The 15,156-nt window shown below is 64.0% G+C and carries 18 protein-coding genes; 11 read left to right on the top strand and 7 right to left on the bottom strand.

The annotated features are described in order from the left end of the window. Position 1 precedes the first annotated feature (1 nt). From AMS69_RS10345 to AMS69_RS10330, 4 genes are read left to right on the top strand one after another with little or no spacing between them, the layout of a single operon-like run. The gene (locus AMS69_RS10345; protein WP_053968006.1) at positions 2 to 946 is read left to right on the top strand and encodes a branched-chain amino acid ABC transporter permease; all 945 of its coding nucleotides are present in this window, start codon (positions 2 to 4) and stop codon (positions 944 to 946) included. Further along, the gene (locus tag AMS69_RS10340; protein ID WP_053968005.1) at positions 946 to 2,094 is read left to right on the top strand and encodes a branched-chain amino acid ABC transporter permease; all 1,149 of its coding nucleotides are present in this window, start codon (positions 946 to 948) and stop codon (positions 2,092 to 2,094) included. The genes AMS69_RS10345 and AMS69_RS10340 overlap by 1 nt, the downstream gene beginning before the upstream one ends. Position 2,095: 1 nt before the next feature. Next, positions 2,096 to 2,851, top strand: coding sequence for an ABC transporter ATP-binding protein (locus tag AMS69_RS10335; protein ID WP_053968004.1), 756 nt, complete (start codon positions 2,096 to 2,098; stop codon positions 2,849 to 2,851). Then, complete coding sequence (locus AMS69_RS10330; protein ID WP_053968003.1) at positions 2,844 to 3,581, top strand: branched-chain amino acid ABC transporter ATP-binding protein; 738 nt, start codon at positions 2,844 to 2,846, stop codon at positions 3,579 to 3,581. Before AMS69_RS10335 ends, AMS69_RS10330 begins: the two co-directional genes overlap by 8 nt. A gap of 19 nt (positions 3,582 to 3,600) precedes the next feature. Here AMS69_RS10330 and AMS69_RS10325 read toward each other — a convergent pair whose 3' ends face one another. Then, the gene (locus AMS69_RS10325; RefSeq protein WP_053968002.1) at positions 3,601 to 4,305 is read right to left on the bottom strand and encodes a helix-turn-helix domain-containing protein; all 705 of its coding nucleotides are present in this window, start codon (positions 4,303 to 4,305) and stop codon (positions 3,601 to 3,603) included. 100 nt (positions 4,306 to 4,405) lie between these two features. Between AMS69_RS10325 and AMS69_RS10320 the strand changes: the two genes are divergently transcribed. Continuing rightward, the gene (locus AMS69_RS10320) at positions 4,406 to 4,990 is read left to right on the top strand and encodes a GNAT family N-acetyltransferase (protein ID WP_053968001.1); all 585 of its coding nucleotides are present in this window, start codon (positions 4,406 to 4,408) and stop codon (positions 4,988 to 4,990) included. A 22-nt stretch (positions 4,991 to 5,012) separates the two neighbouring features. On the opposite strand, the gene AMS69_RS10315 is transcribed toward AMS69_RS10320, so the two are convergent. Beyond that, on the bottom strand, positions 5,013 to 5,486 hold the full coding sequence (locus tag AMS69_RS10315; protein ID WP_053968000.1) for an FKBP-type peptidyl-prolyl cis-trans isomerase: 474 nt from the start codon (positions 5,484 to 5,486) through the stop codon (positions 5,013 to 5,015). A gap of 129 nt (positions 5,487 to 5,615) precedes the next feature. Between AMS69_RS10315 and AMS69_RS10310 the strand changes: the two genes are divergently transcribed. The 3 genes from AMS69_RS10310 (at position 5,616) to mce (ending at position 8,245) form a co-directional block, all read left to right on the top strand. Further along, positions 5,616 to 7,298, top strand: coding sequence for an acyl-CoA mutase large subunit family protein (locus AMS69_RS10310; protein WP_053967999.1), 1,683 nt, complete (start codon positions 5,616 to 5,618; stop codon positions 7,296 to 7,298). A gap of 120 nt (positions 7,299 to 7,418) precedes the next feature. Next, positions 7,419 to 7,796 (top strand): SHOCT domain-containing protein, encoded by a 378-nt coding sequence (locus tag AMS69_RS10305; RefSeq protein ID WP_053967998.1) that lies wholly within the window; start codon positions 7,419 to 7,421, stop codon positions 7,794 to 7,796. A gap of 59 nt (positions 7,797 to 7,855) precedes the next feature. After that, a complete protein-coding gene (gene mce, locus AMS69_RS10300; RefSeq protein WP_053967997.1) occupies positions 7,856 to 8,245 on the top strand; it encodes a methylmalonyl-CoA epimerase in 390 nt (129 codons plus the stop codon). Positions 8,246 to 8,268: 23 nt separating this feature from the next. Here the strand turns inward: mce and AMS69_RS10295 are convergent, their stop codons facing one another. Next, positions 8,269 to 8,916 (bottom strand): NUDIX hydrolase, encoded by a 648-nt coding sequence (locus tag AMS69_RS10295; RefSeq protein ID WP_053967996.1) that lies wholly within the window; start codon positions 8,914 to 8,916, stop codon positions 8,269 to 8,271. Positions 8,917 to 9,000: 84 nt separating this feature from the next. Here AMS69_RS10295 and AMS69_RS10290 point away from each other — a divergent pair, with 84 nt between their 5' ends. Then, on the top strand, positions 9,001 to 9,969 hold the full coding sequence (locus AMS69_RS10290) for a sugar phosphate nucleotidyltransferase (protein WP_053967995.1): 969 nt from the start codon (positions 9,001 to 9,003) through the stop codon (positions 9,967 to 9,969). Positions 9,970 to 9,997: 28 nt separating this feature from the next. Here AMS69_RS10290 and AMS69_RS10285 read toward each other — a convergent pair whose 3' ends face one another. Genes AMS69_RS10285 through AMS69_RS10270 form a run of 4 tightly spaced genes read right to left on the bottom strand, consistent with a single transcriptional unit; the run spans position 9,998 to position 13,683 of the window. Continuing rightward, positions 9,998 to 10,717, bottom strand: a complete 720-nt coding sequence (locus AMS69_RS10285) for a diphthine--ammonia ligase (protein ID WP_053967994.1) — start codon at positions 10,715 to 10,717, stop codon at positions 9,998 to 10,000. A 35-nt stretch (positions 10,718 to 10,752) separates the two neighbouring features. Continuing rightward, positions 10,753 to 11,874, bottom strand: a complete 1,122-nt coding sequence (locus tag AMS69_RS10280) for a DUF373 family protein (protein ID WP_053967993.1) — start codon at positions 11,872 to 11,874, stop codon at positions 10,753 to 10,755. A 40-nt stretch (positions 11,875 to 11,914) separates the two neighbouring features. Then, a complete protein-coding gene (gene sppA / locus AMS69_RS10275; RefSeq protein ID WP_053967992.1) occupies positions 11,915 to 12,910 on the bottom strand; it encodes a signal peptide peptidase SppA in 996 nt (331 codons plus the stop codon). Continuing rightward, positions 12,910 to 13,683: a proteasome assembly chaperone family protein gene (locus tag AMS69_RS10270; protein WP_080508824.1), complete on the bottom strand. Its 774-nt coding sequence runs from the start codon at positions 13,681 to 13,683 to the stop codon at positions 12,910 to 12,912. The genes sppA and AMS69_RS10270 overlap by 1 nt, the downstream gene beginning before the upstream one ends. 51 nt (positions 13,684 to 13,734) lie before the next feature. On the opposite strand from AMS69_RS10270, the gene AMS69_RS10265 reads away from it, so the two are divergent. Then, positions 13,735 to 14,646, top strand: coding sequence for an RsmB/NOP family class I SAM-dependent RNA methyltransferase (locus AMS69_RS10265; RefSeq protein WP_053967991.1), 912 nt, complete (start codon positions 13,735 to 13,737; stop codon positions 14,644 to 14,646). Next, positions 14,643 to 15,143 carry a DUF7122 family protein gene (locus AMS69_RS10260; RefSeq protein WP_053967990.1) on the top strand — a complete coding sequence of 167 codons (501 nt, stop codon included), beginning with the start codon at positions 14,643 to 14,645 and terminating at the stop codon, positions 15,141 to 15,143. Before AMS69_RS10265 ends, AMS69_RS10260 begins: the two co-directional genes overlap by 4 nt. Positions 15,144 to 15,156 lie beyond the last annotated feature (13 nt).

Here is a 15,156-nt window from a genome sequence, read left to right as displayed (position 1 = left end):
CATGGCCGTAACACCCACAGCCGCGCTCGTCCAGACGCTCAACGGCATCCAGTTCGGGTTCATCCTGTTCATGATCGCCTCGGGACTGACCGTCATCCTGGGGATTCTGGATGTCCTGAACCTCGCCCACGGGGAACTGTTCTCGCTGGGCGCGTACACCGCCATCGGCGTGTTCGGGTTTATTATCGGTATCGTCGGCCCGCCGGGCGGCGGCGTCGTCGGCACCGCTGTGTTCATACTCGCGGTCCTCGCCGCCGTGCTGGTGACGGCGGCCATCCTCCTCCCCGTTGGGACCCTCTTTGAAGCGGTGTTCCTGCGTCAGATCTACGACCGCGACCAAGTGTACCAGCTAGTCCTGACCTTCGCTCTCTTGCTCATCCTCCTCGACGTGAAGAAGTTCATCTGGGGGGACAGTTCGATACGGACCGACGCCGTCTACAGTGCTATCAACGCAATCCCGACGAGCGAACTCGTCGGGCTGAACTACCCGACCTACAACGTGTTCGTCATCTTCGTCGGCACGGCCGTCGTTGCGGGACTGTTCTGGTTCTTCGAGCGCACGAAGACCGGGCGCATCATCAGAGCAACGGCCATCGACCGCGAGATGGCGACTGCCATCGGCGTCAGTACCGACCGGGTGTTCACGCTCGTGTTCGCACTCGGAGCCTTTCTCGCGGGCTTCGCTGGCGCGATGGCCGTCCCGCCGACGGCGGCGACGCTTGAGATGGGGACCAATCCGCTCGTGCTTTCTTTCGTCGTCATCGTCATCGGCGGCCTCGGAAGCCTCCGCGGTGCGTTCGTCGGCGCACTCCTCGTCGGTGTCATCCGGAGCTGGATGATTACGCTGTACCCGCCCGGCGAGATCGCGGCCCCGTTCGCCATCATGGCGCTCATCTTGCTGGTCAAGCCAGAGGGCCTGTTCGGAACGTGGGGTGAGACAGCGTGATGCCCGAGCGCGTCGACCGCGACGGAACGCCGGCCTACCGCTTCCTCGGGGTTGAGCTGACCCGTCGGGAGGCGGCCTTCCTCGCCCTTGGGGTCGTGTTCCTGTTCCTCATCCCCGACATCGCCAGCCTCTCAGATAGCCTCCAGCTCAGCGTCATCCATCAGGGCCTGTTGTTCGGATTCGCGGCAGTCGGACTGAACCTCCTGCTTCGGCACACGAAGCTCACGTCCTTTGGCCACGCGGCCTTTTTCGGCACTGGCGCGTACGCGACCGCAGTGCTGGCGCGGTATGCCGGCGTCCAGAGCGTCGGCCTGCTGTTGCTCGGGGCCATCGCAGCCGCGACGGTGATGGCGGCCATCATCGGAGTCCTGTCGCTGCGACACACGGGGCTGTACTTCGCGCTCCTGACGCTGGCCTTCGGACAGCTCCTGTACGCCATCGCGCTCGGACAGAGTGCCCTCGGCGGGAGCGACGGGCTTCCAATTCGGCCGGGGCCGGCGAACCAGCCGCTTCTGTTCGGGACTGCGTTCAGCCCCGATGTGTACCAGATCCTGACGTACTACCTGACAGTGGTCGTCATCCTCATCGGCCTGTTCGTGATGTACCGCATCACGCAGTCGCCGTTCCGCAACGCCTTAGACGCCATCGGGCAGGAGCGGACCAGGGCGCGGTTCATCGGCCTGCCGGTCAGGCGGTACGTCTGGGCCGCGTTCGTCATCTCGGGCCTCTACGGCGGCGTCGCAGGCGGGCTGTACGCCGTCGTCCGCCAGTACGTCCGTCCGGAGGGGACGCTGTTTTTCCTCCGGTCGGGCGACATCCTGTTCATGGCGATTCTGGGCGGGTTCCGGACGCTGGTCGGCCCGCTCATCGGCGGTGTCGTCCTCATATTCCTGCAGGACGTGGGGCAGGACGTCACCCAGTACTACGAGTTCCTGACCGGCGTTGTGCTGCTGATACTGGTGTATGGGTTCCCGCGGGGCATCGTTGGCTCGCTCCGGTCCGGCGGAATCGTCAACGCGCGGCTCAGTGAACTGCGCCGGGAACCGTCCGTCCTGTCGACGTGGGGACGGAGTGCGGTCCAGTCCGTCGAACGGAAGGTAGCTGAGTCACTGACCAGCCTGCGGATTATCCTCTTTGGAGTCGATTGAGATGCTCGAAGCACGCAATCTGCGGAAGTCCTTCGGTGAACTGGTCGCAACTGACGACATCACGCTCGAATTCGGGAAAGAGGAGGGCGAACTCGTCTTCATCGTCGGCCCGAACGGGGCCGGGAAGACGACGTTCATCAACCTCCTCACCGGCTTCCTCTCACCGGACGAGGGGTCTATCGTCCTCGACGGTGACGACATCACCGGAATGTCAGCAAACGGGCGCGTCGACGCCGGCATCGCCCGGAGCTTTCAGGTCGTCAAGGTGTTCGAGGAGATGACGGTCCGGGAGAACCTCCGAACGGTCGTGTTGACCGAGCAGGGCAAGACCTGGAGCCTGTTCTCGATGGCCGACGGCCACGCGGCGGTCGAGGAACAGGTCGAGGAACTGCTCGAGAAGTTCCGACTCGGAGACGCGGCCAACACCGTCGCCGAAGAGCTCCCCCACGGCGACCGAAAACTGCTCGACGTGGCGATGTCGTTCGGCCTCGACCCGGATTATCTCCTGCTCGACGAGCCGACCTCCGGAGTGTCGACCCGCGAGAAGGAGTACGTCATCGAGACGATTGTCGAGGTCGGCCGGGCCGAGGGCGTCACGACAGTCACCATCGAACACGACATGGATATCGTCACGGAGTACGCCGACCGCGTCGTCGCGCTCCATCAGGGCGCAGTCCACGGGGTCGGCCCGCCGACGATGCTCGAAACCGACGACGAACTCCGACGGCTTCTCCTGGGGGTGGGCGACGATGAGTAGCGAGCCGCTGCTGTCCGTTCGCGGCCTCAACGCCGCCGTCGAGGGGTTCCAGGTGACCGAGGACATCGATCTCGACGTGAATGCGGGCGAGGCGGTCGGGCTGGTCGGCCGCAACGGAGCCGGCAAGACGAGTACCTTCCGCGGTATCATGGGTCTGACGCCGGTCTGGAGCGGCTCAGTCACGTTCCGCGGCGAGGAGCTGACCAGCATCCGGTCGGAGTTGATTCCAAAGCGAGGTATCGGCTATCAGCCCGAAGACCGGAAGCTGTTCACCGGGATGACCGTCGACGAGAACTTCCGGCTCCCGATCTGGACCAGCGGGAAAGCCCGCGGTATCGACGACGAGGACGCGGTCATCGAGAGCGTCTACGACGTGCTCACCGAACTCGATGACCGTCGGAACGCGAAGGTGCAGAACCTCAGCGGCGGCCAGGCGAAGATGGTCGCTATCGGCCGTGCGCTGGCGCTCCAGCCCGATTTGCTCATCCTTGACGAACCGCTGGAGGGATTAGCTCCGGTCGTCGTCGAGAACCTCAAGCGCTACATCCGAGCCATCAACGACCGAGACATCGCGGTGCTCATCGCGGAGTCCAACGTCACGCACGTCCCAGAAGTCGTGGACCGACTGTACGTCATCGAGCGCGGTGATATCATCGCCAGCGGCGACCCCGAAGAGCTAGCGGCCGACGAAGATATCCAGAAGCTGATGCAGGGGAGCGGGGCGGAGTAGCGATAGATCTCCAGTACGGTCACTCCGTCACGTCGTTCATCGCCGTCGTGACGCGGTCGAGTATCTTCCGCTGACTCCGCCGGAGGTTCTTCGAGATGGCCATCTTGGACACATCGAACTCTTCGGCAAGCGACGACAGGGTGGCGTCTCGGGGCGTGTCGAAGTAGCCGCCTTCGACGGCTTTTTCGAGCGTGTCTCGCTCTACCTCCGAGAGCTCCCGACAGCCATCGACAAGCCGCTTCGCTGAATCAATATTCTGTAGCAGGTCGTAGTAATCTTCAAGGTCGACGGACTCGCGGGACCGGATCGTGTAATCGTTGTCCCGGTCCAGTTCCGACAGGGTCCCCTCAGCGACGCGCTCGGTGTCGAAGCCGACGTGCCAGATCTCCGACCCATCCCGGATCCGGAACGGCCCGGTGATGTAGCCGCTGTGGTCGCGGATGACGCTCATCGCGTTCGTCTCGTCGATGCGCGAGCGGATGAGCGCCAGATCGCCCTTCCGGCGGAGCAGCTGGTAGGACTCCATGTTGTCGTGTGCTTCGAGCGCGTTCAGCCCGCGGTCCAGCTCTTCTCGGTCCGCTCCGTTGACCATGATCCGGGTCTCAAGCTCTCGCTCGACAGGGTGGAAATCCCACTGTTTGGCCAGAAACGACACCTCGTAGTCCCGTGTCGTGTCGATGTACGGACAGTCGTACTGGACCATGTCCATCTCGAGCGATATCATGGGCAATCAATCATGTTGAACTGCCTTAGTGATTGCCTCTCCGCCACCCCGTGTCGGTCACGCCGCAAACCCTTTTGACTGCGGCAGTTAACTTTCAGGTATGTACGTCCGGGATGCGAAAAACCGAGAGGAAGTCTGGTTGCTCGACCGTATCGAGGAGATGGGGCTGGACGAGACGGCTTTCAGATCCCGGGACTACGTCGTCGCTATCGACGAGGAGAGCCACGAGAAGGCGGGGTTTGGTCGTATCCGCATCCACAAGGGCGGCGACGAACCAGTTTGTGAACTGACCAGCATCGGTGTCCTGCCCGAATGGCGCAATCAGGGCGTCGGTGCCCACGTCATCGAGCGGCTGGTCGAGTACGCGAGCGACGAAGGGTTCGACACCGTCTACTCGCTGACAAACGCCTCGGAGTTCCTCGCACAGTTCGGTTTCGAGCGCCTCGAACCGGCCCAACTCCCCGACTCGCTTCGGGACCGACTCGCGACCAAACAGGAGAACATCCAGCCGGACGCGGTGCCGCTCCGGGTTGCCGTCGACCGATTCGAGGTGCCCGGCCGCCTCCGCACGCGGTTCAAAAAGGCCAGTGCCGGGGAACCCGAGGAGGCAGAACTGGAGGAGGGTCCCGAGGACTTCGGCATCGATCCCGACGAAGCGACCTATAAGTACGACACGGGCGATTGATCGGCTACCGACGACGAACTGATTATCTGACGTCGACGACTTCGATGTCGAACACGAGCGTCTTGCCGGCCAGCTCGTGGTTAAAATCCACCTCGACGGCGTCGTCTCGGACAGCAGTCACGTCTCCGTGAAGCCCGTTTTCGGCCTCGACATGGATTCCGACATCCGGCTCTTTTCCCACCATGCCCTCGAACGTGTCGGGGTCATACTCGCGGACGCGGTCGGGTTGAAACTCACCGTAGGCCTTCTCCGGGGGCACTGTGACAGTTGCTTCCTCGCCCGCAGCCATGCCGGCGAGCGCCTCGTCGATTCCCTCTATGATCTCTCCTGCACCGACAGTGAAGGAAAGCGGTCCGTACTCGCTCGCGTCGACGCCCTGTGCCTCGATGAGTCCGTGCTCTCTGGCGACTTCGGGACGTGACGTATCGAAGACGGCCCCGTCCTCGAAGCGGCCGACGTATTCGATGGTGACGCCGTCACCCGGTTCGATTGGCATACGTCCTCGGTAGATGACGACGATATAAACCCACCTCGGAACGGCGCGCCGCGGATCGCCGCGGAAGAGATATTACAAACCGTGAAGGATTTAAGAACCCTTAAGCCTCCGCCGTCCGACAGTCCGCCCATGTTTGACCCCGACGAGCTGGCGGAGATACGGGAGTCGAAGGCTCAGTGGGAAGAAGACGACGTCCAGCCCACCGTCGACCGCTTTGGCGAGCGCAAGGAGACGTTCACGACGGACACCGAGGGACACGAGGTAGACCGTCTATACACTCCCGAAGACATCTCCGATGTCGACTACGAGGAGGACATCGGCTTCCCTGGCCAGGAGCCGTACACTCGCGGCGTCTATCCAACCGGCTATCGGGGCCGACTCTGGACGATGCGACAGTACGCCGGGATGGGGACCGCAGCGGAGACCAACGAGCGGTTCAACTACCTGCTCGACCAGGGCCAGACCGGCCTCTCGATGGCCTTCGACCTGCCGACGCAGATGGGCTACGACTCCGACCACGCGATGGCCGCCGGCGAGGTCGGCAAGACGGGCGTCGCCATCGACTCGCTGGACGACATGGAGACCGTGTTCGACGGCATCCCGTTAGACGAGGTGTCGACCAGCATGACCATCAACGCCCCCGCGTCGGTGCTGCTGGCGATGTACATCGCCGTCGGCGACAAGCAGGGCGTCGACCGCGAGGAGCTCCGCGGAACCATCCAGAACGACGTACTCAAGGAGTACATCGCCCGAAACACGTTCATTTACCCGCCGGAGCCGTCGATGCGGCTCATCACCGATATCTTCGAGTTCTGCGCCGCCGAGACACCGAAGTTCAACACCATCTCCATCTCGGGGTATCACATCCGCGAGGCCGGCTCCACGGCCGCACAGGAGATCGCGTTCACCCTCGGTGACGGCATCGAGTACGTCGAGGCCGCCATCGAAGCCGGCCTCGATGTGGACGAGTTCGCCCCGCAACTCTCGTTTTTCTTCGCCTCCTACAACAACATCTTCGAGGAAGTGGCGAAGTTCCGGGCGGCGCGTCGCCTCTGGGCGAAAATCATGGACGAGCGCTTCGACGCCCAGAACCCCAAATCGAAGCAACTGAAGTTCCACACCCAGACCGCCGGCTCGACGCTGACCGCCCAGCAGATCGAGAACAACGTCGTCCGCGTCTCCTACCAGGCGCTCGCGGCGGTCCTCGGTGGGACCCAGAGCCTCCACACCAACGGCAAGGACGAGGCCATCGGCCTGCCGACCGAGGAGTCCGTCCGAACAGCGTTGCGGACCCAGCAGATTCTCGCCCATGAATCCGGCGCGGCGGACACCATCGACCCGCTCGCCGGCAGCTACTACGTCGAGTCGCTGACCGACGAACTCGAAGCCGAGGCCCGCGCCCTCATCGAGGAGGTCGACGAACGCGGCGGGATGCGCCGCGCCATCGAGGAGCAGTGGGTACAGCGCCAGATTCAGGACGTGGCCTTCGAACGTCAGCGCGAACAGGAGGAAGGCGAGCGAATCATCGTCGGCGTCAACGAGTATCAGGTCGAGGAAGAGGGCGAGCAAGACATCGAAGAAGTCGACGAGGCCGTCGAGCAGGCCCAGCAGGACAACGTCGCCACCGTCCGCGAGGAGCGTGACGAGGAGGCCGTCGAGGCCAAACTCAACGCGCTCCGGGGGGCCGCCGAGGGCGACGAGAACGTCATGCCCTACATCATCGACGCGGTGAAGGCCTACGCCACGACCGGCGAGGTGTGTGACGTGTTCCGCGACGTGTTCGGCGAATACCAGCCCGGTTCGTCGATGTAGGCGCGGTTTCGAATCCGAAGTGAAGCGCCGTTCTCGCCTTCGTTTCACATGGGGAATTGACATGAACGATGAGCGAATAGTTCTGAGTATGGTACACTACCGCGACCGGGGGAGGTCGTCGTGAGCGCACAGTCGTCCGACCGTCGACTCGTCGTGGTTCTGCTCGCACTCCTCGGCGTCCTCGTCGTGGTGCCGCTTCTCACGATGGGGGTCGGCATGATTGGCGGTGGGATGTACGGCGGCGGGATGTGGGGCGGCGGCCACATGTGGGGCGGTGGCGGGACCGCCCCGGGCTGGATGTTCCTGGTCGGCGTGGTGATGCAAGTACTGTTCCTGGCCGTCCTCGTCGGCGTGGGATACCTCCTCTTCCGAGCCGTGACCGGAGCCGCGAGCGGCGGCCGTGACGAGGCCATCGCGGAATTGCGCCGGGCCTACGCGAGTGGCGAACTGGACGACGAGGAGTTCGAGCGGCGACGCGAGCGACTGAAACGGGAGTAGCGGTGGTACGGGTACGCTGTCATAGATCTATTTATCGGACGCCGTCAAAGCCCCTGGACATGCGCTTCGACCACGCCGGCATCGCGACAGACGACGCCGACCCGCTCGCAGAACTGTTCGCCGAGGCCTTCGGGACATCGGTCGTCCACGAGGAGACGTTCGACGGCCTGCAGGTGACGTTTCTGGAGATGGGCAACGGCTACTTCGAACTGCTAGAACCGCTGCCGGACGCCGACGGCGCGATTCCCAGATACCTCGACAGCAACGGCCCCGGCATCCATCACGTGGCGCTGGAAACCGACGACATCGCTGCCGCGCTTGCGACGGTCAGTGACTGTGGGATCGACCTCATAGACGAGGAACCGCGGCCGGGCGCGTGGGGACACGACGTGGCGTTCCTCCATCCGAAGACGACCGGCGGCGTGCTCGTGGAACTAGTCGAACACTGAGAGAGCCTGTTCCGGTCACAGCTTCACTCGTCGCCGAGGAAGGCCGCAAACCGTTCCTCGGCTCCCGGAGTCAGGCGCTCCGGTGGCTCCGCGAACCACGCCGCGCCGACGAGTTCCGACTCGTCCACGTCGAGGCTCCCCTTCTTGTACTCCGCTTCGAGGTAGATGTCTAGCGTATGTACCGACCCCTGTGCATCGGTGTTCGGATAGTACTTGGAGTGAACGACCTCCGCAACCCCAGTGACCGTACAGCGGATTCCTGTCTGTTCGTTGACGCGCCGCATGGCAGTCCCTTGCACTGATTCGTACTCGTCTCCCTTGCCGCCGCCCGGAAGTGCCCACATGTCAGCGCCGCGTCCCAGCACCAGCAGCACTCGGTCGCGGGTGTCGCCAGCCGCCTGCTCGGGTATCTGCTCGCTTAACTCCGGAAAATTAGAGCCGTCCCGGGTGACGAACACGACGCTGTTCCCGGAGTACCCAGTCCCACGTGTCGCAGCGAACACGTCGGCGTAGTCGTCAGGTGCTAGCTCAAAGGTCTCCTCGGTGACCGGGACCTCGTCGTAGGCCGCCTCCAGACTCGAAATACGCTCGTCGACGTTCGTCTGGTTGATCTTCTCCGTGAGGTTCACATCTCCTGTCTCAGTTTCAGGACCGTCGGCGTCGTCAGTCATACGGGGTTGTACTCCGGGCCACCGATAAGTGCCGCGGTCCAACCGATGAAAAAGAACTTGTATTCTGCTTGTCTCTTTTTGGACATGAAAGCGATTGTCCTTGCAGGCGGGTACGCCACCCGGCTCTGGCCAGTCACCAAGCACCGGCCCAAGATGTTGCTTCCTGTCGGTGAGACGACTGTCATCGACCGGATTCTCGGCGAGTTAGAAGCGGACGATCGCATTACCGACGTGTTTGTCAGCACGAACCAGCGGTTTGCCGACGACTTCCGGGACCACATCGCCGCGAGCAGTTTCGAGAAGCCGTCCCTGACCGTCGAGGAAACCGCCGAAGAGGACGAGAAGTTCGGCGTCGTCGGCGCGCTCGCCCAACTGGTTGCCCGGGAAGGACTCGGCGACGAAGCCCTGCTGGTCATTGCCGGCGACAATCTCATCAGCTTCGACATCGCGGAGTTCGTCGATTACTTCGAGCAGTACGACGACCCCACGCTCGCAGCCTATGATGTCGGGTCCCTAGAAAAGGCCAGCTCTTACGGTCTCATCGAACTCGACGGCGAGGAAGTCACGGAGTTCCAGGAGAAGCCCGATGAGCCCAACAGCACCCTCGTCTCGATTGCCTGCTACGCCTTTCCGCCTGATGCGATTCGCTTCGACGAGTACCTCGAAGACGGGAACAACCCTGACGAACCCGGCTGGTTCATCCAGTGGCTCGTCGAGGACGGGCCAGTCCGTGCGTTCACCTTCGACGACGCCTGGTACGACATCGGGACGCCCGAAAGCTATCTGGAGGCCGTCGCATGGGAACTCGACGGGGACACCGTTGTCGCGGAGGACGCTACCATCGAGAACACCACTCTCGGAGAGAACGTCCACGTCCTCTCGGGAGCCGAGGTCGTCAACTCAAGCCTCGACAACACCATCGTGTTCCCGGACACGATGATCCTCGATTCGGATATCCGCCAGTCGATTATCGACCGCGACACCCAGGTCGAGAGTTTAGACCTCGCCGGTGCACTCATCGGCGCACACACGCAGTTGACGGACGGGAGCTAACAGCCACCGATTTTGCACGCTCCGCGAGTTACGCCAGCCACGCGTCGTCGATTGTGAGCGTCCCCCGACTGCCGTCCCACTCCGTCTCGTAGGCCAGTTCGATGCGGCGGTCCATGTGCGGGCCGTCGGTCACGAGCGTCTCGAACTCGCCGCCCTCACCGAGGATGTGGACGCCGTACTCGTCGTTGAGTGCTTCCAGTTCGTCGAGCGCGTCTGCGTCGAGCGTGCGACCCAGCCAGGACTCGTCGAGGCCGTAGGCGGCCACGCGAATAATCTGTATCTCGAAGCCGGCGTCCAGCATCGCGTCAGCGAGGTCCCGGGGGTTTTCCTGCCACAGCGGCGCGAAGACGTTGGCTTCGAGGCGGTCGGCCATCGATTCGATGCGGGTCGTCTGGTACTCGCTCTCGACAGCCCCGGCGGTGACACCGGTGATGCCGCCGTCCAGTTCAGCGTCGAGTTCGCGCAGCGCAGCTTCCAGCGGTTCGAGTTCGGCGTCGCCCTGCTCGCCCGAGTCGGACACGTTCTCGGCCTCGAAATCATCAGGCTCGACCTCGACCAGTGGGATGCCGATACTCTCGGCAGCCAGGCGGGCTAACCGGGTCGCCGGGACGTGGTACATGTAGGAATCGCCGTCCGGGTGGACCGTCACCAGGCGTTCGACGGGATGGCCCCGTTCCAGTGCCCGGTACAGCGCCCACGAGGAGTCTTTGCCGCCGGAGAACAGCGAAACCCACGCGCCGTCTGTCATGGCCGCCGGTAGCCGTCGGCGGCGTAAATCGCTGTCTATTCCACCAGTTCATCTTCGATATCGGTGTGGCTGACGTATGTCGCCACTCGGACACCAACGAGGCTGATGAGGATACCCGCGAGGATGAATAGCGCGAGACGGGTGCCAGCCTCCAGCAAGAACCCCTGAATCTGTACGATGCCGAGGTTCGTCTCCGGCACCTGAAACGGCTCGAACACGCCACCGCGTTCGAGAAAGTATGCAGAAAAGCCACGAACGACGAGGCCGACCGCGACCGCACCGAACGGGAGATTCACGTACGCGCTCCGGACCCCCTCTTGCTGGATGAGTTCGTCCAGCAGGCGACCGAGCGAGGCGGCCAGCGCCGCGCCGGTCAGCCACGGGACGGACGCGAAGGCGAAGCGGTTCGCAAGCAGGAAGGGGCTGATATCGCCGACCGCAGAGACGCCCAGCACCCCGGCGAAGATGCCGACGAGCGAGAGGCCGGCGGCGACGACGTAGGTCACGAGCGACACCTGTCCCGAGTACAGCGCTTCCCGGGTCTGGCCGGGAAGCCGCGACAGGTACGCGTCGATACCCAGTCCCTTGTAGATGAGGAACACGCCGACGGCGGCCGCGATAGCGCCGACGGCGATGGTCGGGCTGGTGACGACGAGCAACAGCGGGAACGCGAGCATGATGATTCCCACGGGGACCAGCACCGTCTTGCGAAGTTCCTCGTCGGCCAGGAACTGCTTGAGCAGGTAGTACGTCGACTCGATGTCGCGGGCCTGGCGGACGACGACGCGGTCGACGGCGTCGACCTGAACGCGGCTCTCGATGATGGGAACCAGCCGCTCGTCGTCGGCGCTGTCGACGACGACGACCGCAGAATCCGGGTCGTGTTCGGCGACCAGGTCGTCTATCTGGCCGGCGATTTCGCGGTCCGAGCCGACGCTGTCGCTCCCGCCGCCGACGACGGCGAGGACCGGCGAGGACCCCTCGGCTTCGAGTTCATCCGTGACTGCGAGCCCTTCGAGGAGGCAGTTGACCCGGCTGTCTTCCGGGTCAACGACGCCTGTCTGGGTGATGAGTGACTCGACGGCGTCGCGGCCGACGACGGGACACGCCGCTGCGGCCGGACTGTCTCTGTCGATACACACCACCAGCGTAGTCACACTACGGCGAAGGCGGTCCCCGAATAAAAAACCTCCCGAGCTATCGCCGGAAGGAGAGGCCCTCGATATCGCCGTCGGCGACGCTGGCGATACCCGCACCGAGGGCGAAGGCGACCTGCTGTGCCCCCCCGCGGAGTTTCCCTGCCAGCCCGCGTTCAGGTTCGTACTCCTTGATCGTCACAGCCTCACCCAGCCGTTGTTCCAGACTCGCCTCGACATCGTCTCGCGTGCCGAGCCGGTCGACGAGCCCACGCTCGTCCGCCTCCTCGCCGAGGAAGATGCGCGCCTCGGTGTCTCTGAGCGTCTCGGCGTCCATCTCGCGGCCCTCGGCCACGGTGTCGATGAACTGGTCGTAGTAGTCGTCGACGATGCCCTGCAGGTACTCGCGCTCGTCCTCGGTCATTTCTTTCAGCGGGACGCCGGCGTCCTTGTACTCACCGGCGGTGAACTGCTCGTAAGAGAGGCCCAGGCGGTCGGCCAGGTCCTTGGCGTTGACCCGCGAGCCGACGACGCCGATGGAGCCGACGATAGAGCCCTCGCGCGCCCACAGCTCGTCACAGCCGGCGGCGATGTCGTAGCCGCCGCTGGCACAGACATCCGTCGCGTAAGCGATGGTCGGACCGTCGAACTGCTCGGCGGCGATGCGGATGTCCTCGCTTGGGACGATTTCGCCGCCCGGCGTGTTCAGCTTCAAGAGTAGCGCCTCGGAGCCGCGGTCCTCGTCGGCCCGTTCGATCTGTTCGACGATGTCGTCGGCCGACGCCCCGACCGGCGGACTGGTGATGCCGCCACCGCCGTCACGGCTGATTGGCCCTTCAACAGCGACCTCCGCGACGTTGTGTGCTGGGAGGAGGGAGCCGGCGATGTTGCTGCCGAGACGGGCTGTGGCGACGGCGACAGCGACGACCAGCAGGACGCCGAGCAACTGGGCGAGGCTGTCAGGTGTTCTGACAAACAGCACCCACCCCAGAACCGTGCCGATAGCGACGACGATTACGACCAGTAGCCCACGAACGATGTCATCTGCGCCCGCCATTACTGATACATCCCGAGCGGCCGTGCGCTCGTGCTCTCCTCTTGATTCTCCTGTAGTTGCTGTGCAAGCTGTGCCTTGGCGCGCCCGATTTCTTCGGCCTGCTCAACCAGCGCCTCAGTGTCGATCTCGAAGTCAGTGAGCGGACTGATGCCCGTCTGGAGCAGTGCCCGCGCCGCCTCCGGGTCGGGGAACTGCTGGTCGGCTTCGACGATGAGTCCGACACTCGTCAGCCCGATTCGCTGTGACTCGTGGACCAGCGCGCCGGTTGGCCCGGTAATCGCGCCGTTCTCAGAGGGCGGATTGACGTCCGCCTCCTCAAGCATTCTCGCCCCGTCGCCCGTCGAGATGCCGTACACGCCCGGAACCCCATCTTTCTCGGCAGGACGGCCGCTGAGGTAGATCGGCGTCGCATCGCTAGCCTCGAACCAGCCGACCATACAGCTAGCGAACTCTTTCGCGCCGGAAGGGGAGATCGGGGCGTCGCTCTGAAGGACGAGCAGGTCACGATCCTCGTCCGCGTACAGTCGGACCGGCGGGCGAACGTCCGGGTCGTCAGTTCCGTACACGGCGATTTCTGGCAGCCCTTCGCAGTGAGCCGACGCGTAGTACTCCATGTCGTAGAGATCGACGAGGTGGTCAGCGGCTATCTTACCGACGAGTCCAACACCCGGGAGCCCCTCGACCAGTGTCGGGGAGTCAAGGGCGATATCGTCGCGGTGGACCTGTATATGTGCCATATCTCGAATGTCGGTCGCCGGCGGCTTGAAAGCCATGGGCCACTGCCGTTCGAAACCCACAAACCGACCGCCAGCGAACGCCGGACAATGGAACCTCTCGACCGCTACCGACCCATCGTCGACGACTTCGAGGCGTTCATCGATGCGTGTGAACGCCCGCTGCCGTCGGCCGTCAGGGTCAACACGATCAAAACTACCGTCGAGCGGGTTCAGACGGCGCTCGCGGACGCGGATATCGCCGTCGAGCCCGTCGACTGGCACGACGGCCTGTTCGTCCTGCCCAAGGACTCTCCCGGCGCGAACTGGCCGTACTTCCACGGCTGGATTCACGGGCAGGAAGAAGTGTCAGTGATTCCCGCAACCGTACTGGACCCGCAGCCCGGCGACCGGGTCTGGGACGCCTGCGCGGCACCGGGGAGCAAGACGACCCAGCTCGCCGCGCTGATGGACGACACCGGTGAAGTCGTCGCAACCGACAACAACCTCGGACGGATTTCGGCGCTGCGGACCAACACCGAGCGACTGGGCGCGACGACTGTGGCCGTCACTCACGAGGACGGCCGCAACCACTCGCTCAAGCCCTTCGGCGGCGAGGGGTACGACCGCGCGCTCGTCGATGTCCCCTGCTCGTGCGAAGGGACCATCCGAAAGAACCCCGATACGCTGGAGGACTGGTCGCTCTCGCACGTCGAGGGTATCTCCGGCGTCCAGAAAGGCATCCTCAAGCGAGCCGTCGAGGTGACCGAGCCAGGCGGAACCGTTGTCTACTCCACCTGTACGTTCGCACCGGAGGAAAACGAGGCCGTGCTGGACTACGTGCTCGACGAGGTGGCCTGTGAAATCGTGGACTACGACCTCCCACTCAACCACGCCCCGGGGATCACCGAGTGGCAGGACGAGACCTACGACCCGAGCGTGGCCGATGCCAAGCGCATCTATCCCCACCACAACGACACGGGCGGGTTCTTCTGTGCAAAACTGGAGGTGCCCGCGGAATGAGCGACCAGAGCACGGAGTTCACGCGGCTCCCGGAGACAGACGACGAGCGAGACGATCCCGAGCGAGCGACCCGCGAGGAAGTGCTGGACTTCTGGGCCGAGCGGTTCGGCGTCCCTTCGGAGACGTTCGAGGGGTACACCTTCTGGGAACGCGGCGCTGGCAAACTGTGGCTGTACCGGGGTCACCCGCCGTCACCGGTGGATATCGAAGGACTGGGAATGACGTTCCTGCGGACGCGTCAGGAACACTGGAAACCGACGCTGGAGGCCGTCCAGCGGTTCGGCGAGCACGCCAGCCGGAACGTCATCCACCTCGATGAGGACGCCGCCCAAGCGTTCGTGGCCGGCGAGGATCAGGAACTCGACTGGGACGGCGACTGGGGATATCTCGTCGTCACTCACGACCTCGCCGGTGAGGCCGAACCGGTCGGTGTCGGCCTGTACGTCTACGGCGAACTCAGGTCGCAGGTGCCGAAGGGCCGCCGCCGGGAACTCTGATTGGCGGGCGCGA

The organism is Haloarcula rubripromontorii, assembly GCF_001280425.1.
Lineage (GTDB): Archaea > Halobacteriota > Halobacteria > Halobacteriales > Haloarculaceae > Haloarcula > Haloarcula rubripromontorii.
Note: the sequence above shows the minus strand (reverse complement) of the source record. Positions and strands in the feature narration are given on the sequence as shown.